Origin of the sequence: Microbulbifer sp. 2205BS26-8, from assembly GCF_030731025.1 — a bacterium.
GTDB classification, from domain to species: domain Bacteria; phylum Pseudomonadota; class Gammaproteobacteria; order Pseudomonadales; family Cellvibrionaceae; genus Microbulbifer; species Microbulbifer spongiae.
The window spans coordinates 35634-59927 of the sequence record NZ_JAVAMR010000023.1 but is presented as its reverse complement, the minus strand read 5'-3'; the positions used below and the strand labels follow the sequence as shown (position 1 = coordinate 59927).

Sequence of the window (24294 nt, the reverse complement as noted above, 5' to 3'; positions counted from 1 at the left end):
TTCCAAGTGAACAGTGGTGAACAAAGTTTCCTGCGTAATATCTGCAACGCGCATACATTAGCTCATTATGGGGTATCGACCCGAGCATTGTACCAAAGCTAGTAAATACATGAGCCTATTTCAACAGCCTGCTAGGGGCTCAGTTCACTGGGCCCCAATTTACCAGAAGTGTTTACCGGCAGACTTTTGCAGCAACACCAGCATAGTTTGATGTGCCTCAATCTCCTGGGCTGTGGCATGGATGACGGAGAGCGATGACCGATCTCTCGGTAGCCTGCAGATGGCAGGGGAATCCGCATCACTCAACCCCCGCTTTCTTTCGTCGGCATCGGGATCGAGGGCATCGCTCCCCTGGGCCAGCATCAGATCCGTCTGGCCGCCGGTCATCAGGAGATAAACATCGGCGAGAATCTCTGCATCCAGCAGAGCACCGTGTAGATCGCGTTGGGAGTTATCGACAAAATAGCGTTTGCACAATGCATCCAGATTATTTTTCTGGCCAGGATGTTTCTCCCGTGCCAGCGCCAGAGTATCCAATACAGCGCAGTGAGCACTCACATTTTGCCAGCGCGGGCTGCCAAGCAAAGCCAGTTCGGCGTCAATAAATCCAACATCAAAAGGCGCGTTGTGAATAACCAACTCGGCGCCCTCACAAAAATCCATAAACTCATCAGCAACCTGTGCAAAGACCGGCTTGTCCACGAGAAACTCATTAGTGATCCCGTGGACTTCAACAGCACCATCATCTACCCGCCGCTGTGGGTTGATATAATGGTGGTAGTGGCGCCCAGTCAGTTTGCGATTAACCAACTCCACGCAGCCAATCTCAATAATCCGGTGACCGCTTTTGGGGTCAAGGCCGGTAGTTTCGGTATCCAGGACAACCTGACGCATTTCCGACTCTTTTCAGGATTTCGTTTTATCGGCACCGCGATTAGCCAACTGGTCCGCCCGCTCATTACCGGGGTGACCAGCATGGCCTTTGACCCAGTGCCATCGCACTTGATGCTTGGATACATTTTTATCCAACTGTCGCCAAAGATCGGCATTTTTGACCGGCTTCTTGTTGGCGGTTTTCCAGCCGTTTTTCTTCCAATTGCTGATCCAACCAGTAATCCCATGGCGCAGATATTGGGAATCGGTATGAAGATCCACCTCACAGGGTTGTTTCAAGGCCTCAAGAGCCTTGATTGCAGCCAGTAACTCCATCCGATTATTGGTCGTATGGGCTTCTCCGCCAAACAGTTCTTTTTCCCGTTCCCCATAAACCAACAATGCACCCCAGCCACCAGGCCCCGGATTACCGCGACAGGCCCCATCGGTATAGATCGTAATTTGCTTCAAAATCAATGCCAAAATAGGAATGCAACCGAGTTGCAGGACAATCCTGCAAGATCAGCGTTTTTGATGTTTTCCTCGCGCTGCAACGCGGGGGCTTGTGGGTGTCGCCGTCAGCGCAGGCTTTCGCTTCGTATGCCAGTGCATCTTGATAGTACGAACACGCGCCACCTCTCTGCGCGCGACTATGATATAAAAGCCGCCCCAAGGCAAGCGCCAACGGGAGCCCAGATGCTCCATCCAGGCCGTTTTATCAAGGAGGTCACGCTGCTGCAGAGGAAGCCGAAAAAACCCCCTTTCGACCCGCTCTGCCTGCAGATCCAGCAAATTCATCCAGTCGGCCACCCGCGCCGCACGCAACTGGTTACCCTGTTGATAAGCTCCGCGAGAGAACAACAGGCGAGATAGACCCAGCAGAGAGAAGGGATTGAAGCCCATCAGCAGCAAGCGTCCACCGGGTATCAATACCCGGGCGGCTTCGCGCAATATCTGGTGAGGGTGACGGGAGAAGTCCAGCAGATGATGCAAGAGAACTATATCGATGGATTCGGAGGGAAGGGGCAACTGCTCAAACTCCACTAAGGCAGCGCCGGACTGCTCCGGGCAAGTAGCCAGGCGAAATCGGTGGTTGATTCGGCTGCATGCGGCAAAATCCACCGCATCTGTGACACCTGCCTGCATCAGATGGTAGCCAAACAACCCCTCCACCAATGGCTGCGCCAGGGCAAGCTGTTGGGATAGGATCTCCTGCCCTAGAGCACTGGAAAACCAGTGGGACAGCGCTGGGCAAGCATTTGCCAATGACGCCAGCTCCGTTGGGCTCCGAGGCCTGGAATTTTCTGTCATTGCGTCTCCTTTTGAACATCGACAGAACCTGCATTCTGTGCCAACCCTCTAACCGGGGGGCACCATTGAGTGTAAATCCTTTGATTCGTCTCAATCTTCTGGTGACAACAGATCCGTTTTCACCCTCTTCCTGTGTCTAGATTACGCACCAATCCCTATCCTACATGGTATCGTTTCATGATCCATCTGACAGGCGGAGCCAAAATGCTTTCTATATCCCCTATCCCCGCATTCAGCGACAACTATATATGGCATCTCCAACAAGGCGATAAACACTGGGTTGTGGACCCAGGAGAGGCCGACCCGGTTGTTAAAGCCCTCCGGGGGGCTTCGCTCAATGGCATTCTCATTACTCACCATCATCTGGATCATACCGGCGGTATCGCATCACTGTTTAAACAGTATCAATGCCCGGTCCTTGGCCCCGCATCCATCGAGGGGGTAACAACCCCATTGACCGGGGGTGGTGGGGTAACCGTATTGGGCATGCCCCTCGGGGTCTGCAATATACCGGGTCACACTTTGGACCACTTGGCACTGATCCTGCGGGAACCGGTTTCCGAGCGCTCTGTGCAAACCCATCTGTTTTGCGGTGATACACTGTTCGCCGCCGGTTGTGGTCGCCTGTTTGAAGGCACTCCGGAGCAGATGTTCCATTCCCTGGCAAAACTGGGCACACTGGACGCCACTACCCGAGTCTACTGCGCTCACGAATACACATTGGGCAACCTGCATTTCGCCAAAGTCGTCGAGCCCGGAAACACAGCCATAGAACAGCGGCTCTCTAGTTGCCAGGCACTCAGGGATGCGAACAAGCCCACACTCCCCTCCACCATCGCCCAGGAACTAGCAACCAACCCCTTTCTGCGCTGCAAAGTGCCCGAGGTGATAAAAAGCGCAGCCCACCACGCGGGTCAACCTCACCCCTCAACTCTGGATCAAGTCACCGTATTTGCAATCTTGCGCGAATGGAAAGACCAGTTCTAGAGAAATAGTCATCGGCTAGACATTAATCACGCATTGTATTTTCGACAAAGCTTTCGATTGCCGGGGTAAACGGCTAAGGAAGGCCCAGCAAGAGAGCACCCTACACATACACTGGTATTTCAAGGATGGCGATTCAAATGGCCTTTTCAATATCCGCTTACTTGTCTGTTAGATCGTGTCACAAATCGGCTGCATATTTCTTATCCGCCTGCATTGACCGAAACTATTTCGGCTATTTAGAATCACATGGATATGATTAAATGCTTAGTATCCCCAAAAATAAGCGCTTAAGCGCAGTCTGGGCCAGGAATTAGAAGAAGTACGCGCGGATATACCCAACATGGTTCACAAGAATTTTACCATGGCATTGCTGGCAGCCACGGTCGGGGCCTGCTCGCCAATACCGACTAAAGACGCACTCCCCGAGCGCGAACCCATTCCGGCACAAGAAACCTCAAATACGCAGAGCACTGACACGCCCACCTTGGTAGCCACTGAAGAGTCGCTGCCACCGGAGAATATATGGGATCGCCTGCGCCGGGGTTTTCAGCTCAACCACCATACTAGCGATCCCAGGGTAGAGGACTACATCGCGTATTTTTCTCGCAATGAAGGCTATATGGCCCGTGTTACCCAACGCGCCCGCCGTTATATTTTCCATGTTGCAGAGGCTTTGGATCAGGCTAATATGCCGCTGGAACTGGCTCTGCTGCCGATCGTTGAGAGCGCCTACGACCCCTTTGCCTATTCCCACGCCCGAGCCTCCGGTATGTGGCAGTTTATTCCCTCTACTGGCCGCTCGTTAGGCTTGCAACAGAACTGGTGGTACGACGGGCGTCGCGATGTTCACGAATCCACCCGCGCTGCGATCAAATACTTTAACTATCTAACCGAGCGTTTTGACGGCGATTGGGAGTTGGTTTTAGCGGCTTACAATTCCGGTGAGGGCACTGTGCGCAGAGCCATTGAACGCAACCGGCGCAAGGGACTGGGTACCCGCTTCTGGGATCTCAAACTGCCGCGGGAAACCAGGCACTATGTCCCCCAGCTGCTGGCCCTGGCAGAGGTTGTATCGCACCCCGAACAATATCAAGTGCCATTACACGACGTAGCCAACCAGCCCTACTATGTTCGTGTAGATGTCGGCAGCCAGATTGGTCTGGCCCAAGCCGCAGACCTGGCCGAGATCGAAATCGAGGAGCTGTACCTGCTCAATCCCGGTTACAATCGCTGGGCAACAGATCCCAACGGAAATCACCAGTTACTAATCCCCATTGACAGCCACCAGCAGTTTGAAAGCGCCTTGAAGCTGCTGCCGAAAAATCAGCGGGTAACCTGGCAGCATTACACTATCGTTCGGGGCGATACGCTTTCCACAATCGCACGCGATTATCAGACAACGGTCTCGGCGATACGCGAGGCCAACAAGCTCCGCAACAACAATATCCGTGCCGGCACAACCCTGCTGATCCCCAGCGCATCCGGCCCCGCCGGGCAGTATGCCTATGCCCTAGACCAGCGCGTGAGGCACCGCCAGTCCTCCGAGCATGGACAAAAGACCCGCTATACCGTTCAACCCGGCGACAGTCTTTGGGCAATTGCCCGCAAGTTGAAAGTCAGTGTGAAAGCACTGGCCAGCTGGAATAGTATGGCCCCCAGTGATACCCTACGCCCCGGGCGTATACTGGTTGCTTACGGCAGCACTCCGGACAATAACAGCCGCACCACACGCAAGGTCTCTTACAGGGTGAGAAGCGGTGACTCTCTCTACCGGATAGCCAGCAAATTCAGTATACGAATCGATGACATTTTGCGCTGGAACAAACTAACCAAATCGAAATATTTACAGCCCGGCCAGCGCCTCACCCTGTTTGTGGATAGCGCCGGTAACCAGCGTAAACTTTTCTAAGCAAGTCTATTTAATAGTTTGAAGGACTTCTGGCAATAAAAAACCTAGCAAAATATCGGGTTTTTTATTGCCTATCAAACGGGTTACTCACCGCTAGTAAAAAGCTCAACCTTAGCCTGATCTGACAGGTAGCGCTGCACGGCAGCCAATTCAGCACCGCCAGTGACCGAGGCCAACTGCTGCATCAGTGCCTGGCGCTGCTCTTTGTTCTGTTGCGACAAACTGCCTGAGCGAACATGGCGCAGTTTGAGAATCACCTGGTCTCCATTATCGGTGGCAAACACCACTAATCTAGTCGCCCCCCCCAAAGGCGCTGGCAACGAGAAGGCTTTATTGTTAATTTCACCGCGCTCACCGAAGCCGCCGCGGCGGGTCTTATCACTGGTCTCAAAGGTCAGCCCCTGGTCCTTGGCAAGCTCGGCAAAGTCTTCTCCCTCGGTCAGCTTTTCTTTAAGTGCCTGCGCCTGTTGCACAAGCTGTGCGCTGGCCTTGTCGCGCTTGAGGCGTTCAACGATTTGCTCACGCACCTCCTCCAATGGGTAGGTACCGGCTGCCTGGGACTCGGTTACACGCAGCACCAGCGAATGCTCATTGGTCAGGTTCAGCACATCGGAGGTATTGCCATCTTCCTTGACCTCAGGAGAGAAAGCCGCGTCGACCACCTGACTATCTGCCAGCACACCGGTACCACTGGTACGGGAAAAAAGGTCACTACTTTGCAAGGGCACGCCCAGCTCCTCGGCCGGGCCGGAGAGTTCCTCGGCGTTATAGGCCAGATCGGACAACCGGCTCAGGGCATCAACGAACTCCTGCTCTGCAGCGACGCTGCGCAGTTGGCTTTCAATTGCACTTCTACGCTCTGAAAAAGTAGGGGGTTCGTTCTCTTCAACTTCCAGCAGCTTGATAAAGTGGGTGCCGCTCTCAGTAGTTACCGGAGACGATACCTGTCCCACCTCCAGAGAGGCTAGCGTCTCCTCGAAAACCTTGGGAAAGACATCCCCGGTGGTGAAACCCAGATCACCACCCTCATCCCGCGAACCGATATCTTCCGAATAGGTCTTTGCCAGCTGGGCAAAGTCCTCACCAGCGTTCAGCTTGCCCTGAATTTCAGCAATTTTATCCTGACTGGCATCTTCCAGAAGGATATGGGCGGCCCGTCGGCGGCGCTCAGCGCCAAAACTGGCTACCTCCTGATCATATTGAGCACGTACATCCTCTTCCGAGATATCGATATTGGCGGCAAATATGCTAGGCGTCAGCTCGATGTATTCAACCGCCACCTGCTCGGGACGCTGGTACTGACTCTGATTCTCCTGATAATACTGCTCCACCTCTCCATCGCTGACCTCTATACCGGCCAACAGCGCCTGTACAGGCATCACGACGTAATCGAAGTCGCGCTCCTCCATAGAGGCCGCCACAATCTGCTTGGCATCCACCTCTGTGGTGAAGGCACTCCCGGTGACGCTGTCAGCATACTGCTGCAAAGCAAGATCACTTTCGATAACCTGAGGAAAGTTCGCCGTGTTATAGCCCATGCGGCGCAAAGCATCACGATAGAGTTGCGGATCAAAATTACCATTCACCTGAAATGCAGGTATCTCCGTGATGGCTTTGTTCACAGTTGTCGTGCTCATCACCATGCCGCTACTTTGTGCAGCTTGGCGCAGTACGGCGCTGGATACCAGTTGACGCAACACCGGTTCGCGCAGCTGTTGATCACTAATAAGATCTGCAGGAACATTTTCACCATATTGGCTCATAATCATATTACGGCGATTTTGGATTGCGCGCTGCAAATCCAGATTGGTAATCTTCTCACCATTGACCTCGGCAACCGCATCGGCAGCACCGCCACTGGCCCCGGTGAAAAAGTCGATTCCACCAATAACCATAATAAAACCAAAAAAGGCCGCAAGAATGATTGCCGCTGTGCCTTTCAGGTTGTCGCGCATGGACTGAAGCATGCTCAGCTCCGAAAGTTGAGTTTGTTATTTGACTGTGCAGATAGAAAAAAGGCGTATCCGAGTTGACACGCCTGTTGAAGCTCCAGTTATTTACAAAGCCGGGAACACCACTGACAAACTCAGTTTACGGCGTCTTTCAGGGCTTTACCGGCCTTGAAGCTGGGAATTTTTGCCGCAGCAATTTCAATTGGATCGCCCGTGCGCGGATTGCGACCAGTACGGGCAGCGCGCTCTTTAACTGCAAAAGTGCCAAAGCCCACCAAGGCAACCTGATCGCCTTTCTTAAGCGCACCAGTAATGCTATCAACTATTGCCTCCAAAGCACGACCGGCAGCTGCTTTTGGAATATCTGCAGATGCGGCAATTGCTTCAATCAATTCGGACTTGTTCACGCTTAATCCCTCTGTTCTTTTCAATATGCTTCGGATACCCTCAAGCTGGGCACCCTTAGTTGTAACTTTTTGACCACCAGCCACTCACATGCCGGGTAGCAAGCCTTGTTTTATACCAACTGCCCCGTAGCGGGTCAAGGAACCATGGGGGTTTCCGGTGGGCCGGGTACTCCTCAAGCAGCTGAATCCGGGTGACCGGCTATATTTTGACCCTGAAAATTGTTTCAAGGTGACAAAAGCCACCCCGGACAGGTATTTAGTGGGTCTGGATTGAGCGCTGAGAGCGCTCTTCAGCTTGCTTTTGTAAGGCAGAGTATTCCTCGTCCGATAAGGATTCCGGTTTGTGCTCGAGTGCCAGCTCGAGTACTTGATCAATCCACTTAACCGGTTTAACCACCAAATCCTGAAGGATATTGTCGGGAATATCTTTTAGGTCCCGCTCGTTATCCGCAGGAATCAGTACCGTTTTGATACCGCCTCTGTGTGCCGCTAACAACTTCTCCTTGAGACCACCAATGCGCAGTACCTCTCCACGCAAAGTGATTTCACCCGTCATTGCAACCTCTGAGCATACCGGGATATTAGTCAGTACAGAAACCAATGCGGTGCACATGGCTATACCCGCCGATGGGCCGTCTTTAGGTGTAGCGCCTTCAGGAACGTGAATATGGATATCTTTTGTCTCGTGGAAATCAGGCCCTATGCCAAGCGCCTGGGAGCGAGAGCGGACCACTGTCAGCGCGGCCTGGATTGACTCCTGCATCACATCGCCGAGGGAACCGGTTTTGATCATGCGCCCCTTGCCGGGCACCGCAGATGCCTCAATATTGAGTAGCTCACCACCCACCTCGGTCCAGGCAAGGCCGGTTACAATACCGACCTTGTTTTCCTCTTCTGCACGACCAAAATCAAACTTGCGCACACCCAGCAATTCTTCCAGCTCCTCGGGTTTCACCATAGCTTTTTTATCTGACGGATTGCGCACATGTTCAGTGACAATCTTGCGACAAATTTTGGCGATTTCCCGATCCAGCCCACGCACTCCCGCCTCACGGGTATAGTAGCGGACTATGTCCCGGATCGTATCATCAGACAGTGCCAACTCATCCTCTTTGAGCCCGTTCGCTTTGCGCTGTTTGGGCACCAGATAGCGCTGGGCAATATTGAGTTTTTCATCTTCGGTGTAACCGGGCAGGCGTATCACTTCCATGCGGTCGAGTAGCGGACCCGGTATATTCATGGAGTTTGAGGTACACACAAACATCACATCAGAGAGGTCATAGTCCACCTCCAGATAGTGGTCGTTAAAGCTTTTGTTCTGCTCAGGGTCCAACACCTCCAGCAGTGCCGATGCAGGGTCACCGCGCTGGTCCATACCCATTTTATCTACTTCATCCAGCAGAAACAGGGGGTTCTTCACACCAGCCTTGGAGATTTTCTGTATCAGCTTACCCGGAAGTGAACCAATGTATGTGCGACGGTGACCTCGAATTTCTGCTTCATCCCGCACCCCGCCCAGAGCCATTCGCACATAACGGCGATTGGTCGCGCGGGCGATAGACTGTCCCAGAGAGGTTTTACCAACGCCGGGTGGGCCCACCAGACACAGAATTGGACCTTTCACTTTTTTTACCCGCTTTTGCACTGCGAGATATTCGAGTATACGTTCTTTGACTTCCTCCAAGCCGTAGTGATCTTCCTCTAGAATTTCTTCGGCCTTCTTCAGGTCATGTCGTACCCGGCTGCCTTTTTTCCAGGGCAAACTCAGCATCCAGTCAATGTAGCTGCGCAGCACCGATGCCTCTGCGGACATTGGCGACATCATTTTCAGTTTAGCCAACTCCGTACGGGTTTTCTTTTCCGCCTCAGCACTCATACCGGCATCGCGAATTTTGTTTTCCAGCTCTTCAATTTCATTAGGTTCTTCAGTAATTTCACCCAACTCTTTTTGAATGGCTTTCATCTGTTCATTCAGATAATACTCGCGCTGGCTTTTCTCCATCTGTTTTTTCACACGGCCACGGATCCGTTTCTCAACCTGAATCAAGTCAATTTCAGAATCCATCAGACCGAGCAGATGCTCGAGTCGCTCTTTGACACTGGCCGTTTCCAAAAGCTCCTGCTTCTGCGAGAGCTCCAAAGACATATGGGCCGAAATAGTATCCGCCAGGCGGCCTGGTTCATCAATCCCTGCCAGTGAGGTAATTACCTCATTAGGTACCTTTTTGCTGACAGAGACATACTGCTCAAACTGAGCCATCACAGAGCGCACCAGGGCTTCCGCCTCTCCCTCTGGCAATTCCAGCGTTTCCAAGGGCTCCACGCGAGCCTCAAAGTGGTTTTCATGTTCCTCAACACCGAGAATATTGACTCTCTCTCCCCCTTCCACTAGTACTTTTACAGTGCCATCGGGAAGTTTGAGAAGCTGTAGAACATTGGCGATTGTGCCTATCCGGTAGATATCCTCAGCGCCGGGGTCATCTTCCGATGCCTTTCTCTGCGCTACGAGTAACACCTGTTTATCCCTGCGCATAGCCTCTTCGAGGGCTTTTATAGACTTCTCCCGGCCGACAAACAGCGGGATCACCATATGTGGGTAAACAACGACATCCCGCAGTGGCAATAATGGATATGCAAGTGTAGTGTCGGATGACTGATCCATAGAACTCCTCTCAGCCCAATCACTGGGTATTTGGCACAGCACCATATTGCTGCTTGAATTGGACCACCGCCTTTCAGTTATAGGAAATGGGGGAGATCGCCCCGAATACAAGTCTAATCTCGCGTCCAATGTGTACCGACTTCAAATGCACTACAGAAGACTGTTCCCTTATGTCTTGAGAAAATGGCCGCAAGTTTTGTTAATGATAAAAAAATGCTATAAAAAAACCCCATTTTGGGGTTTTCCTTGGCACATTGGGCACTATTCTTCCGGCACGGCTTTCTGCGGCTTGGTTTCGCTCTCGTAAACCAGCAGGGGCGCCGACTCCCCTCTAATGACCGGCTCATCAATAACCACTTTGGCGACGTTATCAGCGGAGGGAATATCGTACATGGTTTCCAGTAACACAGATTCCATGATAGAGCGCAGCCCGCGTGCACCAGTTTTGCGCTCCATGGCCTTGGTTGCCACCGCGTCTAGGGCATCCGGGCGGAAGTCCAATTCTACATTTTCCATCTCGAAAAGCTTTGCGTACTGCTTGGTCAAGGCATTGCGGGGCTCGGTGAGAATCTGCACCAGAGCCTCCCGGTCCAGTTCTTCAAGTGTGGCTGTCACCGGCAGGCGGCCCACAAACTCCGGGATCAAACCATAGCGAACCAGATCTTCCGGCTCCAGGCCCTTGACTATTTCCCCGAAATTACTCTTGTCATCGCTAGACTTTACTTCGGCACTGAACCCAATGCCGCCCTTCTCTGAGCGATCTCGGATCACTTTGTCCAGCCCCGCAAAGGCGCCACCACAGATAAACAAAATATTGGCGGTATCCACTTGCAGAAATTCCTGCTGGGGATGCTTGCGCCCGCCCTGGGGCGGCACAGAGGCCACGGTTCCCTCAATCAACTTCAGTAGTGCTTGTTGCACGCCTTCGCCGGAGACATCACGGGTGATAGATGGGTTATCAGATTTACGGGAAATTTTGTCGATTTCATCGATATAAACGATGCCCTGCTGGGCCTTTTCAACATCGTAGTCGCATTTCTGCAACAGCTTTTGGATAATATTCTCAACGTCTTCACCCACATAGCCAGCTTCAGTGAGCGTAGTCGCATCCGCGATGGTGAAAGGCACATTGAGCAGGCGCGCTAGTGTCTCAGCCAATAGGGTTTTACCGCTGCCGGTGGGACCTACCAGCAGGATATTGGATTTGCTGAGTTCAACATCGTCCTTGCCTTTCACGGCAGTTTTGCTGCGCAGGCGCTTGTAATGATTGTATACCGCTACTGCCAGCACGCGTTTGGCGCCCTCCTGCCCTACCACATACTGATCGAGGATTTCGGTGATTTCACGCGGGGTGGGTAGGTGTCCCTCTGAGCCTTCCGCGGTTTCCTGGACCTCTTCGCGAATAATATCAGTGCAGAGTTCGACACATTCATCGCAAATAAAGACGGACGGCCCGGCGATTAACTTCCGCACTTCCTGTTGACTCTTGCCACAGAAAGAGCAGTACAACAACTTGCCACTGTCTTCCCCGCTGCTTTTGTCGGTCATCAAAATACTCCGTGGTCACTGCCCGGCCAGGGCCCTCTCAAATACAAGTATTCCAGCAAGATGCTGCTTTTTAGCACCTTTTTCAAGCCCTTTTACCGAGGGGAAACAATCCTAGAACGCACCACTGAAAGATAACGCCACTGACAGATCTTCAGTTGCACTCACTATTTCTCCAACGCCTGCCGACGTGACAATACTTCGTCTACCAGGCCATACTCCCTGGCTTCATCAGCACTGAGGAAATGATCGCGCTCCGTATCCCGCTCAATATCGCTGACCGGTCGTCCGGAGTGATGCGCCATCAACTCGTTCAAGCGGTGGCGAATTTTCAGGATTTCCTGGGCATGAATATGGATATCACTGGCCTGCCCCTGAGCACCACCGCTGGGCTGGTGGATCATCACACGGGAATTAGGGGTCACAAATCGCTTGCCAACAGCCCCTGAGGTCAAGAGAAAAGCCCCCATGCTGCAGGCCTGGCCAATACACATGGTGCTCACATCCGGCTTGATAAACTGCATTGTATCGTAAATTGACATGCCCGCAGTTACAGAACCACCGGGAGAATTAATGTAGAGATGGATATCCTTGTCGGGATTCTCAGCCTCCAGGAACAACAGCTGAGCAACCACCAGGTTGGCCATATGGTCTTCAACCGCCCCAACGAGGAAGATAACCCGCTCTTTGAGCAAGCGGGAGTAGATGTCAAACGAGCGTTCTCCTCTGGCGGTTTGTTCCACCACTACGGGCACCAAACCCGTTCCCAAAGGGTCTATAGAGGCTCGGGGAAAATCAATTCGTGCCATAGGTACCATTGCTTCCTTTTTTGGCGTTTTCCGCGGGTCAGCAAACGGGCGACTGCCACCGATGCTGAAAAAATCGGTTTTCAGAGCTTAACCGGTCAGACGGGATAAAGCCAGCCGACGCTAGGGGTAGGAGATGCAGCGGTGCCCCACCGAAGCGGGGCCACCTATCCTTGTAGGGAAGTTAAAATTTAGTTCTGTTGCGGCTTGATGACCTCATCGTAGCTGCATTCAACATCCTGTACTTTGGCAGAAATCAGAATAAAATCGACCACTTGGTCTTCCAGAACCACTGACTCAACACCCGCCAGCAGTTCGCGGTTGCCGTAATAGTAATCAACCACCTCTTCCGGCTGCTGGTAAGTAGAAGCCAGTTCCTCGACCTTCGCTTTCACACGCTCTGCGTTCACAATCAAGTCATTTTGCTTGACAATCTCACCCACCACGAGGCCGAGCACTACCCGGCGCCTGGCCTGTTCTTCAAACATGGTGTCCGGCAGCATGCGCTCGGCATCCTCGGCTTTAACCTGACCACCGAACTGCTGGGTCATTTGGGTGCGGAGGGTGCCGATTTCTCCTGCCACTAACACGGATGGCAGCTCAAGTGAATGCCTTTCGAAAAGCTGATCCATAATTTGGGTCTTCACTCTGTTCAAGGCGGCGTTCTTAAGCTCCCGCTCCATATTGCTGCGCACTTCCTCACGGAACTTTTCTTCCCCGCCACCCTCCACGCCGTAAGCTTTGAAAAATGCGTCATCCAATGGCGGCAATTCAGGCTTTTCGGCGGAGTTCACCTTAATGTGGAAGGTTACTGCTGCACCGCGCAGCGCTTCGGACTGGTAGTCTGCCGGGAATGTCAAATCAACCTCTTTTTCTTCCCCCGGTTTCATGCCCAGGATGCCATCTTCAAAACCGGGGACCATCTGTCCTGAACCCAACACCAACTGATGGTCTTTGGCCTCACCACCTTCAAACGCCTCACCGTCCTTACGGCCAACGAAATCAATGGTGACCCGGTCTCCCTTTTGAGCTTTACGCTTGGTATCTTTCCAGGAAGACTGTTGTTTTCGCAGTACTTCAACCATGTTATCGATGTCGGCATCGGTAACCGCCGCTACCGGACGCTCAATCCTGATCTCGGCGAGGTCGGCCAACTCCACTTGGGGATAAACTTCAAAAGTGGCGACATATTCGAGATTCTTCCCCGCGGCAGTTTCCTTTGCCTCAATACTCGGCTGGCCGGCGGGCTTCAATTGTTCATTCTGAACAGCGTCGTGGAAGGAGCGGCTCATCACTTCACCAAGCACTTCCTGGCGCACACCGGCGCCAAAGCGCTGGCGCACCAGCTTCAAAGGCACCTTGCCCTTGCGAAAACCGTTTACGCGAACTGTTTTAGCGGCCTGCTGAAGTCGCTTGTCCACCTCTCTATCGACGATTTCCGCCGGCAAATTAACCGTTAAACGGCGCTCCAGACCCGAAGTAGTTTCGATGGAAACCTGCATGTTTATCCTCGTGAGACTCTCTCTTTATATCGCGCCACAGCGCCAACGAATATCGGGCGCCGGAGACTGAGCCGGCCACCTCATAGGCATATCCAGCGAACTTACAAAGTAAATTCCCGCCCATGCCAGATACAAGAAGTCCGCACCCACCCTTCTCGGGGCAGATCCGGCGGACTCCAGGACTCTTGATTTGGTGGGGACGGGGAGACTCGAACTCCCACACCTCGCGGCACCAGAACCTAAATCTGGCGTGTCTACCAATTTCACCACGTCCCCAGAACAGCTTTGCCGCTAACTCTTTGAAATATATGAATTTTCACACTTAAACAAATGGCCGACGCAGCAAGGAGCGAGATTGTGCCACAGCGTATTACAGGCTTCAACAGCTTGCCAGTTACTAAGTCCACAAAATTAAAAAAGGCGTCTTAACGACGCCTTTTCAGAGCAGAGGAGGGCTCATACTCGTTCTAAAACCGTGGTAATACCCTGCCCCAGCCCAACACACATCGTGGAAACCCCCAGGGTTCCACCCTCGTTCTGCAAAACGGACAGCAGGGTGCCGGTGATACGCACCCCGGAACAGCCAAAGGGGTGACCCAGAGCGATGGCACCGCCGTACAGATTGACCTTTTCGTCCATTTTTTCGAGCAGATCGAGATCCTTCAACACCGGCAGTGCCTGCGCCGCAAATGCCTCATTCAACTCAACCTTGTCGATATCATTGATACCAAGACCCGCATGCTTCAGTGCCTTGTGGGTGGAAGGAACAGGTCCATATCCCATGATGGAGGGATCAACCCCGGCCAGAGCCATCTCCCTTACACGAGCGATCGGGATCATGCCCAGGGCCTCGGCGCGCTCAGCCGACATGACAAGCATTACTGAAGCCCCGTCAGTGATCTGAGATGAAGTCCCCGCTGTCACCTGGCCGTGCTTGGGATCGAACGCCGGCTTCAATTCTGCGAGACCTCCCACGGTGGTGTCCGGTCGAATGGTCTGATCGGTCTCCACCAGAAAAGGCACACCGTCATCATCATGACCTTCGATGGCAATAATCTCGCGATTAAATTTGCCGGTCCGGGTCGCTTCTGCGGCACGCTGGTGAGAACGAGCACCGAACTCATCCATTTGCCGGCGCTGAATACCGTGCATCATTGCCAAATATTCCGCGGTCATGCCCATGGAACCAGCTGCTTTGGCCATATAGCGACCAAGCATAGGGTTGGGGCTGACATGCTCCATCATATTCAGGTGGCCCATGTGCTCTACCCCCCCCACCACATAAACATCGCCCACACCGGCCTGGATATTGGCCGCAGCGGTGTGCAGCGAGGACATGGAGGAGCCACATAGGCGGTTGACCGTCTGCGCTGGTATAGTATGAGGCAGTCCAGCTCGCAACAGGATAAAGCGCGCCACGTTGAAGCCCTGCTCGTCCCGCTGCATCACACAGCCCCAGATCAGGTCATCAATCTCCGCGGGATCCAGTTTGTCATTGCGATGCAGGAATTTCTTTAGCAGCTCCGCGGACATATCGTCGGCGCGCACATGGCGATAAACGCCATTTTTTGAACGCCCCATGGCCGTACGCGCGTAGTCAACGATCACGGCATCTCTAGGATTTAAACCCATCGTTCTTCTCCTTACTTGTTGCCGTAGTAGGTTTCGCCACTTGCGGCCATTTCACGCATGCGCTCAGTCGGTTTGTACAGCTCACCCAGTTCTGCATACTTGTCGGCTATTTCCACAAATTCATCCAGGCCGATCGTGTCTAGCCAGGCAAAAATACCACCGCGGAAAGGTGGGAAACCGATACCGTAAATCAGCGCCATATCCGCCTCGGCCGGAGAGCCGACAATACCCTCCTCCAGACAGCGGGCCAGTTCAGTCGCCATAGGCACCATCATGCGCTCAACAATCTCCTCGCGCTCGAATTCACGGCACTCGGCGACATGGGGCTTAAGCAGATCGTAAGATTCTCTGGTGGCCACTTTCCTGGGCTTGCCCTTCTTATCCTGCTCATAATTATAAAAGCCTTTTTCATTCTTCTGGCCGTAGCGACCGGCTTGGTACATCACATCGGATGCCGCAGTAAAGGTTTTACCCATTCGATTCGGAAAGCCCTCCGCCATAACACTTTCCGCATGCACGCCGGTATCAATACCTACGACATCCATCAGATAAGCCGGACCCATCGGCCACCCCCAGCGCTCCATCACCTTGTCGATCGACTGGAAATCGGCACCGTCGCGCACCAGCAGTGAGAAACCGGCAAAGTACGGGAAAAGCACGCGGTTTACGAGGAACCCAGGGCAATCGCGTACAACAATGGCTTTTTTACCCATCTTATTCGCGTAGGCAACCACCCGTGCGATTGCCTCATCGGAAGTCTTGTCTGCACGAATTACTTCCACCAGCGGCATTTTGTGTACCGGATTGAAGAAGTGCATGCCCAAGAAGTTTTCCGGGCGGGATAATGGCTCAGCCAGGTAATTGATGGAGATAGTGGAGGTATTAGACGCAATCACAGTATCTTCGCTGACTTTGGTCTCCACCTCCTTTAGAACCGAGTGCTTTACTTTCGGGTTTTCAACAACCGCTTCTACCACCACATCGACATTGTCAAAGCCATCATAACTCAAAGTCGGTTCGATGCGATTGAGAACCTCACCCATTTTTTCCGGGGTGAGACGCTTGCGCTCAACCAGTTTGGTCAGCAGTTTATTGGCTTCATTCAGACCGAGGTCGATCCCCTTCTGATCGATGTCCTTCATTTTGATGGGCGTGCCTCTGTAGGCAGACTGGTAAGCGATGCCTCCACCCATGATACCCGCACCGAGGACAGCGGCGCGCTCGACCGGCTTATTCGCCTTCCTCTCCCAGCGCTTGGCCGCTTTGCTAACTGCCTGATCGTTCAGGAAGAGGCCTACCAGTGACTTGGCAGTGCCCGTTTGGGCACAGAAGATAAACTTTTCCTGCTCAATCTTCAGCGCTTCATCACGGGTTAATTTATAACCCTGCTCAATGGATTCAACTGCAGCAACTGGAGACGGGTAGTTTTTACCTGCCTGCTGACCAACAAATGCCTTGGTGGTATAGAAAGCCATCAGAGCTTCAGTGTCATTTAGCGGAATTGGAGAGTTTTTAACCACACGACCGGCTTTGTAGTCCAGTGTTCCATCAATCGCGCGCTCAAGCAGTTTAAGCGCTGCACTTTTTAATTCATTGGTCGGCACCACTGCATCCACAGCGTGCACTTCAAGCGCCGCAGCGGGCTTTTGTTCTTTCCCTGCAGCAATCCACTCGACTGCCGCATCGACACCTAAAAGGCGGGGCAATCGCACAGTGCCGCCCCACCCGGGAATCAGCCCCAGCTTGACTTCAGGCAGGCCCACTTTGGCCGCCTCACCCATCACACGAAAATCACAGCCGAGACATACCTCGAACCCCCCGCCCAGTGCGTACCCATTGATCGCTACTGCGGAGGGTACCGGCAAATCTTCCAGGCGGTTGATATTTTCATTATTCTGGTTCATCAGATCAGCAACACCCTCTGCACCAGCGGAAAAGGCACTGCCAAATTCGGTGATATCGGCACCGACAATGAAGACATTCTTGCCACTGGTGAGCAGCACCCCCTTAACGCCTTCTGCTGCCTCGATAACATCCAGCGCTTGAGAAAATTCAGAAACCGTTTGACGATTAAACTTGTTGATGGATTCGCCTTGCAGGTCGAACTTAAGCTCAACGATGCCGTTGTCGAGCATTTGCACCGTAAGTGCTTTGCCATTAAATAACATTGATTGACCTCTTTTATTCTGGGCCGCAATCCTGGACCCGGGGTCGGAATTTTATGCAACCTTGAGCCGCGCCGCTGGGTGCGGTGACACCTGGGCCCAATACGGTCAGCCGTAGTATAGCCAGATTCAAACAATTGTTTGAATACTATTTCTTACAAATGGAGTGGCACCAACAACAGCACCCAGGTACATAAAGCAGCCAGCTCAATACACCTGTCGGGAACGAAAACCGCAAGAGTGTATCCCGGATCTACCCGATTAATCAGCGGGTTGGCATAATTTACCCTTTATACGCTCAGGCCTCAGCTCTAGGAGAGGGCTGCATAAGCGGGGGAGACAGGGGGGTCGTTGCGCTCACGACGATACAGTCACTTTGTCCTCGATTGCAGAATCGATGGGGGCGCCTGCCACTGAAATAATAACCGTCCCCCACTTTCAGTAGCGCCGAATCAGTGCCAACAGTGACCTCCAATTCGCCCGCTACCACAATACCCCCCACCTCACCATCGACGATAGAGAGGCTGGACGCAGAGTCCTGGCCAACCGGAAAGACCTTGCGCAGTATGGACATTGAACGCCCTGCCCGATGCCCGCCGAGAAGCTGGCAGCGGACCCGCCCGTTGCCAATATCCGGCATTTCACGGGCACGAAAGAAAACCTGGCCAGGCTCGACGAATTGCAGAGAAAAAAAATCGGCCAGTGACATGGGGACGCTGCCCAATATTTTTTCAAGAGACCCAATGGATGGGCTGACACGCCCCTGCTCAATAAAAGAGATTGCAGCGTTGGTCACACCTGCCCGCCGTGCCAATTCTCTCTGGGATATACCGTAGATTTTGCGCACCAGTTTTAGGCGCACACCCACATCACTGTTATCTTCTGACTCATGACTTGCTTCCGTATCCACCATTTTACTTCCTGTAAATTTGGAGGCTTATAAATCCCTGCTGTAACCGAACACCTCAAACCGTTGAAAGCATGGTGATCACCTCTTCTCTTCCCTACACCATATCCTCATAAGGATTGTTCCTGGGAAGTTTAACCGCTGGTAATCCCGGCAGGGTTACCGCATCAGTCGACAAGCGTATTTCACGCTCATCCACAAGCGCCTCGCCAAACCTGTAAATCGCGTTCAATTCTCCTCGGCAGGCGTTTTTATCATAGGCAGCGGCTTTCTCAACAACCGCATCATTATTTTTGTTGTAAGCTTTCATCAACCCCGCGCCATGGCGCTTCTCAATCATGGAACGTGTCAGGCGAGGCGATAAAACAAGCGCCGTAGCATTATTGCCACCAAAGCCTTTGGAATTAAGCAGCGCAAGATCCAGGGTATTCGGGTCTCGTTCGACATGTGCCAGGGAAATATCGAGATTCTTCCGATGCACATCATCGGCCACACGGTCTACAGTGACAATTCCCGGTAAGATACCCCGCTGAAAGATACCCAGCGCAGTAATCAGCTGATCACCACTGGCTGCAGCAACGGTATGCCCAACATAGGCTTTGACTGCGCATACCGGCCAGCGATCAATTCCGAAAGTAGCGGCCAACCGATCGAGAATAGCAGACTCTGTCACACGATTTTGTGGCGTACTTGAACCGTGGGCCTGTACAAAACTGCGCCTTTGCAGGCTTTCCTTGCCGGCAATTGCCTCAGCTTGCGCCATCGCCTTCGCTACAGTCAAGTAATTACCTGGACCCGGAGCTGAAATAGACTTTTTATTGCCGTCGGCATTGGTAAAGACACCGGCAACTGAGCCGTGGATGTTCGCACCCAACTCCAATGCCAGGGAATCGTCCATCAGGATAGCCCATTGGGTCCCCTCCCCCAGTGTAAACCCGCAGTTTTCCCCAAAGGGGCGACTGGTACAGCGAAGATCCACCGACCCTGCAAACAACCTGCGCAGATTGTCGATTGTCGCCAGAGCGCCCATGGTCGAATAGCCATCCACCACCTCTGGCACAAAAGGCGCCTCAGCTGCGCCGATAATGGCGACCCTGGCACGTCCATAGCGAATATCCTCCACCCCGGCACGCAAGTTATACAGGTAGCTGGCACAGGCACCAGCCACCGCACCAGTGGATCCCACATTACCCAACACATAAGCATTGACAAAATCCGCCGGCATGCTGTTCAGACCGAGCGCTAACTGCTTGGAGGTGACTCGTGAACCACGCAAGCGGGACTGTAATAGTCCTCCATTCCCCATAGGATCCAATTGACTCATTGCCGAAGAGGCGTAGACCGAAATATTGTCTGGCCCCGCCGCAGCCACTACGCTTTCCCAATTGATCCCCATAGACTGCACTGCATCGGAAGCCCCGACTATTGCCAGTTGTAAGCCACGGGGATGAAAGCGCGAATTGTACTGCTCACCGGGCTCGAAACCGGTGGGTAACTGGCCTCCAGAGGCAACAGGGATTTCCCGATAACTATCCAGCATTACCGAGAGGCTCGCTGTGGTCACCCGCACCTTGCCACCGCTGACACTGGCCTCCACCTGCCAACCTTCTGGCAAAGGGTGCGGTAGCTGCCGCGTGGGCATTTCAAACTCCAGGCCATTGGCATTGCTCAACATTGCCGCCTGATGGAAATGACAATTGCGGTAGTCATAAAACCGCTGCTCGAGCTCCCGCACCAGCGTACCCTGCAATACACGGCTCTCAAGATCGGCCTCCAAAGGACCTCCGGCGGCGGCACCGGTGCGCAGCCCCATCAACGCAGCCAGATCAGATAACGTCTCAATGCGCTCCTGATGGCCAAGTCTGTCCAGCACCAGACGGGCGTAACCCCGGTGGAAGGAACTACGCCCCGCGGGGTTAAAGCCCCCAAATGCGGTAATTACGGGAAGGCGCTGCATCCTGACCTCCAAGCAAACGCGAAAAACAACAAGAATTGGCACAGGGAAGTGTAGGGGGTGGCGATTCTGCCCGGTTATGGGCATACTGGCCAAAAAAATTGAGTGTTTTGGCCAATGGCGCAAGTGCGTTTAGAGATGTAATGCGAACGGTTACTTTTCTCCTAATCGATCAGATGCTGGCAACCAGCACGGTTCTCCCGTTAGAAATGCTTCGTGGCGCCGAGAGTCGCGCACGCCTTGAAAGCAAGAGTACCCCCCTGCGACTGATTACCGCCAGTCTCGATGGAGGTCCAGTAAAAACCCGCTGCGGCTTCGTCTTCCAGCCCGATGCAGCCCTGGGTGATACACCGGACAGTGACCTCGTCTATATTCCTGCCCTGTGGCGAAATCCACGCCCTGCCCTTAAGCGTAGCGGACAGCTCCTGAAATGGCTTCGGGCCCAAGCTGCATCGAGGGCCGTTATCAATGCGGTGGGCACCGGCGTCTGCTTTCTTGCGGAAGCAGGCCTGCTGGACGGTAAACCAGCAACGACGCACTGGCACTATTTTGAACAATTCAGCCTGGATTACCCTGAGGTCAAACTTAAACGGCAGTATTTTATTACACAGGCAGACAGACTGTTCTGCGCTGCAAGTATCAATGCTCTGGCGGATCTCACAGTGCATATGATTCGCCAGCTCTTTGGACCCGCCGTGGCCAACCACGTAGAACGCAACTTTTCCCACGAGATACGGCGCCCATTCGAGGAGATTGCCTATTCAGAGGGGGCTGTGCATCTGCATCCGGACGAAGATATTGTACAGGCACAGGCATGGCTGAAAGAGCACTGCAATACGGAAGTACGCTTGAGTGAGGTCGCGAAATTATTTGATATGAGCGTACGCTCATTTAACCGGCGCTTTAAATTGGCTACCGGGCAGACTCCTCTGCAGTACTTGCAGAATGTTCGCGTGGATATGGCTCGGGAGCTTTTGCAGTCAAGCAACTTGTCCGTGAATGAGATTGCAGAAAAGGTTGGCTATCAGGACATGGGGCACTTTACGGCACTATTTAAAAAATTCCTGGCCACCACCCCCAGTGAGTACCGCACCACAGTCAGGGCAAAATTATTCCGTGTAAACACCTGACCTGCAGACAAAAAATTACATTGCAACCAGCAAATGGCAGGTCGGTCTTTACCCTCTGTGTGCACCGTCGGGAAATTCTAGCAATGAAAAAGTCGAGCGCGCTTGATCCCGGATATGATAATACCCAATATCTACCATCGTGTTTTCATGGAATTTATACTAGGCGAGTCCCTCAGCGGTAGAAAGGCAAGGTTCGACGGGACAATTACCCGACCACAGCGATGACAATAGCAATAGTGCGGATAGAGTGTGGCATCACTGTACCGCCATATGGCGGTACATTACACATTAATAAGACAAATCAGGCCGCTATTGTGCTGGATTTTTTTTCACTTTCTGCATGCCGAAGCAGACTACTGTCACCAATTTCAATTTTGCGTGGCTTCATCGCCTCGGGAATTTCCCGCATCAATTCAATATGCAGTAGTCCATTCTCAAGCTTCGCACCGGTTACCCTGACATGGTCGGCCAACTGGAAGCGACGCTCAAAATTTCGCGCGGCAATGCCGCGATGCAAAAAGTTCCTTTGTGCCGTTTCTTCCGGTTTTTTTCCACTGACAATAAGGCGGTTTTGCTCAACCTGAATATCCAGTTCTGACTGCTCAAATCCGGCGACAGCCATGCTGATCCGGTAACTATCCTCGCCCGTCAGCTCAATATCGTAGGGGGGATAGGCCGGCTGCTTCTGCTCGCCGGAAGCCATGGTATCGAGCAGACTGGCCATGCGGTCAAAGCCAATTGCAGAACGGTACAGGGGGGTAAAATCAAAATTACGCATTGTCATATCCTCAATTCAGAGCAATATTAAATTTCGCTCGCCAACAAGCCCGAGCGCTTACGCAGGTAGTACTTTCGCAAGTCTGCTACCACTCACAATGAGAATATATGGGCGTAAAAATGACATTCAAGGATCAGAGTGGGAAATAACATGTCAAAAATGAAAACGAGGATGGGCAAAGCAACTACGCGGCTGTTTATCGGCTCCCCCCCCTGCTGTTCAACGCAGGCGTATTTTGATGAATTGATCCGCCGTTGCAGGGCCAGGATTGAGCAACAACAACGGAATCAGATTCACTGGACCCACCCGCATGACAGGCACTTGACACTTGGATTTCTGGGGGAAACCCCAGACTACCTGATCCCCTCTATCGAGCAGGGCCTGGTGCAAATTGCAGGAACAGTATCCCGCGCTAGTGGGCACCTGTTTTCCCTGAGCCCCTTCCCGGCACAAAACGCCCACTTACTAGCGGCAGAGCTTACAGGCGACCCAAATCTGCAAAAACTGCATCAACTCTGCCAGCAACTCATTATCCACTTGGGCATGACACCGGGGCGGCGCAGCTATCGACCACATATCACCTTGGCGCGGGGTAGGGAAGGGTTTTGCGGGCTTGTGCCGGTACACTTGGATTATTCCATGCCTCTGAATACTATCGCCCTTTATAAAAGCATTCCGGCACCGGACAGCAGCCACTACCAGCGCCTATTTGAGACAGCCCTTTGCGGAATACCATTATAGCATTGGCTTGACCAGCACCTAGTTCAGTGCTTTTAGGGCATACTCGGGGTACATGACAAGTCGAGGTCGGGAGAGCCGGCGTGCATCAAAGACAAACACATAGCGCGTATCGCCATCTTCCGCAGGAACAGTCCGGCGAAACTTCCAAGAATTGATTTTATAGGTCTGCCTGCCCGCGTCGACAGTAGTCACTAAGCGGTATTGATCTTTCCCGAGGAACTCAAACGGCAGGCGCTTGCCACCAGAGGATCTCAATTCCAGGCTGTTGAACGTCTGCCTGTTCTCGCTGTTCTCATCCGCCAGCAGTTTGCGCAAACGCTCCTGCTCCCGCTGTACATAGGCCAGCAATTCCGAATCCACCTCGCGCTCAGCTGCAACCGGTACAGGTCTAGGCATAACCTCTGGCCTTGGCGCTTCTTGAAGGGGGGCGGTCTTGAGCTCGGGCTTATCCAACCGGACGGCACTCTTCGCCAGGGCAGCTCTCCGCTCTGATTCCTCTGCCTGAGCAAGCATGGTCTTTACCATTTGGTTTACAGTTTCCTGTTGTGCGGAAATCCTGGCCCTAGTCTCAGTAATGGCATACTCCTCCTCTGCCAGCTTAGCCCGCAAGGTACCGTGGTTTGCCTGAATAAACTTGAGGCGACGGCTACGGCTGTCAACGCCTCGCTCAGCCATGTCAAAACTGTGTTTTGCCTTGGTCAACTGCCGTTGAGTATCCACATTGGGGCTGGAATCGTAGTTCTGTTGCGCCTTAGCCAATTCCAGGCGGCTTTCTTCATACTTCTGGTGGAGGCTTTCGAGAGATTCCCGGGCGCGCTCAAGCTTGTATTCATAGGACAGAAGCTCGTTTTCAATATCCTCCTGTACCACCAGTCTGTTCTCGAGGGACTGCTCCAGACGCGCCAGCCGGTTCCTTTCCACCATCAGGGTTGGCTGTGACTGAGCCACAGCTCCGTCAAAAACTACCAAACCCGCCAAAAATAGCAGACAATATCGCTTTACCGCCATTGCTCAGAACCTATTTACCGATTTC

General features: G+C 53.0%; 19 protein-coding genes and 1 tRNA gene. 4 read left to right on the top strand and 16 right to left on the bottom strand.

What is annotated here, in order from left to right; genetic code table 11:
- Nucleotides 1-159: 159 nt before the first annotated feature.
- From dnaQ to Q5Y71_RS09555, 3 genes are read right to left on the bottom strand one after another with little or no spacing between them, the layout of a single operon-like run.
- Nucleotides 160-894 (bottom strand): DNA polymerase III subunit epsilon, encoded by a 735-nt coding sequence (gene dnaQ / locus Q5Y71_RS09565; protein WP_306041957.1) that lies wholly within the window; start codon nucleotides 892-894, stop codon nucleotides 160-162.
- A gap of 12 nt (nucleotides 895-906) precedes the next feature.
- Nucleotides 907-1344, bottom strand: a complete 438-nt coding sequence (gene rnhA, locus Q5Y71_RS09560) for a ribonuclease HI (RefSeq protein WP_306041955.1) — start codon at nucleotides 1342-1344, stop codon at nucleotides 907-909.
- A 51-nt stretch (nucleotides 1345-1395) separates the two neighbouring features.
- Nucleotides 1396-2184 (bottom strand): class I SAM-dependent methyltransferase, encoded by a 789-nt coding sequence (locus Q5Y71_RS09555; protein WP_306041953.1) that lies wholly within the window; start codon nucleotides 2182-2184, stop codon nucleotides 1396-1398.
- 204 nt (nucleotides 2185-2388) lie between these two features.
- Between Q5Y71_RS09555 and gloB the strand changes: the two genes are divergently transcribed.
- Entirely contained in the window at nucleotides 2389-3171 is a 783-nt protein-coding gene (gene gloB, locus Q5Y71_RS09550; protein ID WP_306041951.1) for a hydroxyacylglutathione hydrolase, read from the top strand.
- A gap of 340 nt (nucleotides 3172-3511) precedes the next feature.
- On the top strand, nucleotides 3512-5080 hold the full coding sequence (locus Q5Y71_RS09545) for a LysM peptidoglycan-binding domain-containing protein (RefSeq protein ID WP_306041950.1): 1569 nt from the start codon (nucleotides 3512-3514) through the stop codon (nucleotides 5078-5080).
- 83 nt (nucleotides 5081-5163) lie between these two features.
- On the opposite strand, the gene Q5Y71_RS09540 is transcribed toward Q5Y71_RS09545, so the two are convergent.
- The 11 genes from Q5Y71_RS09540 to Q5Y71_RS09490 form a co-directional block, all read right to left on the bottom strand.
- Nucleotides 5164-7047 carry a SurA N-terminal domain-containing protein gene (locus Q5Y71_RS09540; protein ID WP_306041948.1) on the bottom strand — a complete coding sequence of 628 codons (1884 nt, stop codon included), beginning with the start codon at nucleotides 7045-7047 and terminating at the stop codon, nucleotides 5164-5166.
- 119 nt (nucleotides 7048-7166) lie between these two features.
- Nucleotides 7167-7439 carry an HU family DNA-binding protein gene (locus Q5Y71_RS09535; protein WP_306041946.1) on the bottom strand — a complete coding sequence of 91 codons (273 nt, stop codon included), beginning with the start codon at nucleotides 7437-7439 and terminating at the stop codon, nucleotides 7167-7169.
- Nucleotides 7440-7695: 256 nt separating this feature from the next.
- On the bottom strand, nucleotides 7696-10101 hold the full coding sequence (gene lon, locus Q5Y71_RS09530) for an endopeptidase La (RefSeq protein ID WP_306041944.1): 2406 nt from the start codon (nucleotides 10099-10101) through the stop codon (nucleotides 7696-7698).
- A gap of 261 nt (nucleotides 10102-10362) precedes the next feature.
- The gene (gene clpX / locus Q5Y71_RS09525) at nucleotides 10363-11649 is read right to left on the bottom strand and encodes an ATP-dependent Clp protease ATP-binding subunit ClpX (protein WP_306041942.1); all 1287 of its coding nucleotides are present in this window, start codon (nucleotides 11647-11649) and stop codon (nucleotides 10363-10365) included.
- Nucleotides 11650-11813: 164 nt separating this feature from the next.
- Complete coding sequence (gene clpP, locus Q5Y71_RS09520; protein ID WP_301417538.1) at nucleotides 11814-12455, bottom strand: ATP-dependent Clp endopeptidase proteolytic subunit ClpP; 642 nt, start codon at nucleotides 12453-12455, stop codon at nucleotides 11814-11816.
- A gap of 188 nt (nucleotides 12456-12643) precedes the next feature.
- On the bottom strand, nucleotides 12644-13954 hold the full coding sequence (gene tig / locus Q5Y71_RS09515) for a trigger factor (RefSeq protein ID WP_306041940.1): 1311 nt from the start codon (nucleotides 13952-13954) through the stop codon (nucleotides 12644-12646).
- 191 nt (nucleotides 13955-14145) lie between these two features.
- Nucleotides 14146-14230: transfer RNA gene (locus tag Q5Y71_RS09510), tRNA-Leu, on the bottom strand.
- 180 nt (nucleotides 14231-14410) lie between these two features.
- Nucleotides 14411-15586, bottom strand: a complete 1176-nt coding sequence (fadA, locus tag Q5Y71_RS09505) for an acetyl-CoA C-acyltransferase FadA (RefSeq protein ID WP_306041938.1) — start codon at nucleotides 15584-15586, stop codon at nucleotides 14411-14413.
- A gap of 11 nt (nucleotides 15587-15597) precedes the next feature.
- Nucleotides 15598-17754 (bottom strand): fatty acid oxidation complex subunit alpha FadB, encoded by a 2157-nt coding sequence (gene fadB, locus Q5Y71_RS09500; protein ID WP_306041937.1) that lies wholly within the window; start codon nucleotides 17752-17754, stop codon nucleotides 15598-15600.
- 295 nt (nucleotides 17755-18049) lie between these two features.
- Nucleotides 18050-18664 carry a helix-turn-helix domain-containing protein gene (locus tag Q5Y71_RS09495; RefSeq protein WP_306041936.1) on the bottom strand — a complete coding sequence of 205 codons (615 nt, stop codon included), beginning with the start codon at nucleotides 18662-18664 and terminating at the stop codon, nucleotides 18050-18052.
- 91 nt (nucleotides 18665-18755) lie between these two features.
- Nucleotides 18756-20615: a beta-ketoacyl synthase gene (locus tag Q5Y71_RS09490; RefSeq protein ID WP_306041934.1), complete on the bottom strand. Its 1860-nt coding sequence runs from the start codon at nucleotides 20613-20615 to the stop codon at nucleotides 18756-18758.
- A 140-nt stretch (nucleotides 20616-20755) separates the two neighbouring features.
- Here Q5Y71_RS09490 and Q5Y71_RS09485 point away from each other — a divergent pair, with 140 nt between their 5' ends.
- The gene (locus Q5Y71_RS09485; protein WP_306041932.1) at nucleotides 20756-21742 is read left to right on the top strand and encodes a GlxA family transcriptional regulator; all 987 of its coding nucleotides are present in this window, start codon (nucleotides 20756-20758) and stop codon (nucleotides 21740-21742) included.
- 301 nt (nucleotides 21743-22043) lie between these two features.
- On the opposite strand, the gene Q5Y71_RS09480 is transcribed toward Q5Y71_RS09485, so the two are convergent.
- Nucleotides 22044-22520: an Hsp20 family protein gene (locus Q5Y71_RS09480; RefSeq protein WP_306041931.1), complete on the bottom strand. Its 477-nt coding sequence runs from the start codon at nucleotides 22518-22520 to the stop codon at nucleotides 22044-22046.
- A 171-nt stretch (nucleotides 22521-22691) separates the two neighbouring features.
- Between Q5Y71_RS09480 and thpR the strand changes: the two genes are divergently transcribed.
- Nucleotides 22692-23261 (top strand): RNA 2',3'-cyclic phosphodiesterase, encoded by a 570-nt coding sequence (gene thpR / locus Q5Y71_RS09475; RefSeq protein ID WP_306041930.1) that lies wholly within the window; start codon nucleotides 22692-22694, stop codon nucleotides 23259-23261.
- Nucleotides 23262-23279: 18 nt separating this feature from the next.
- On the opposite strand, the gene Q5Y71_RS09470 is transcribed toward thpR, so the two are convergent.
- A complete protein-coding gene (locus Q5Y71_RS09470) occupies nucleotides 23280-24209 on the bottom strand; it encodes a hypothetical protein (protein WP_306041929.1) in 930 nt (309 codons plus the stop codon).
- Nucleotides 24210-24294 lie beyond the last annotated feature (85 nt).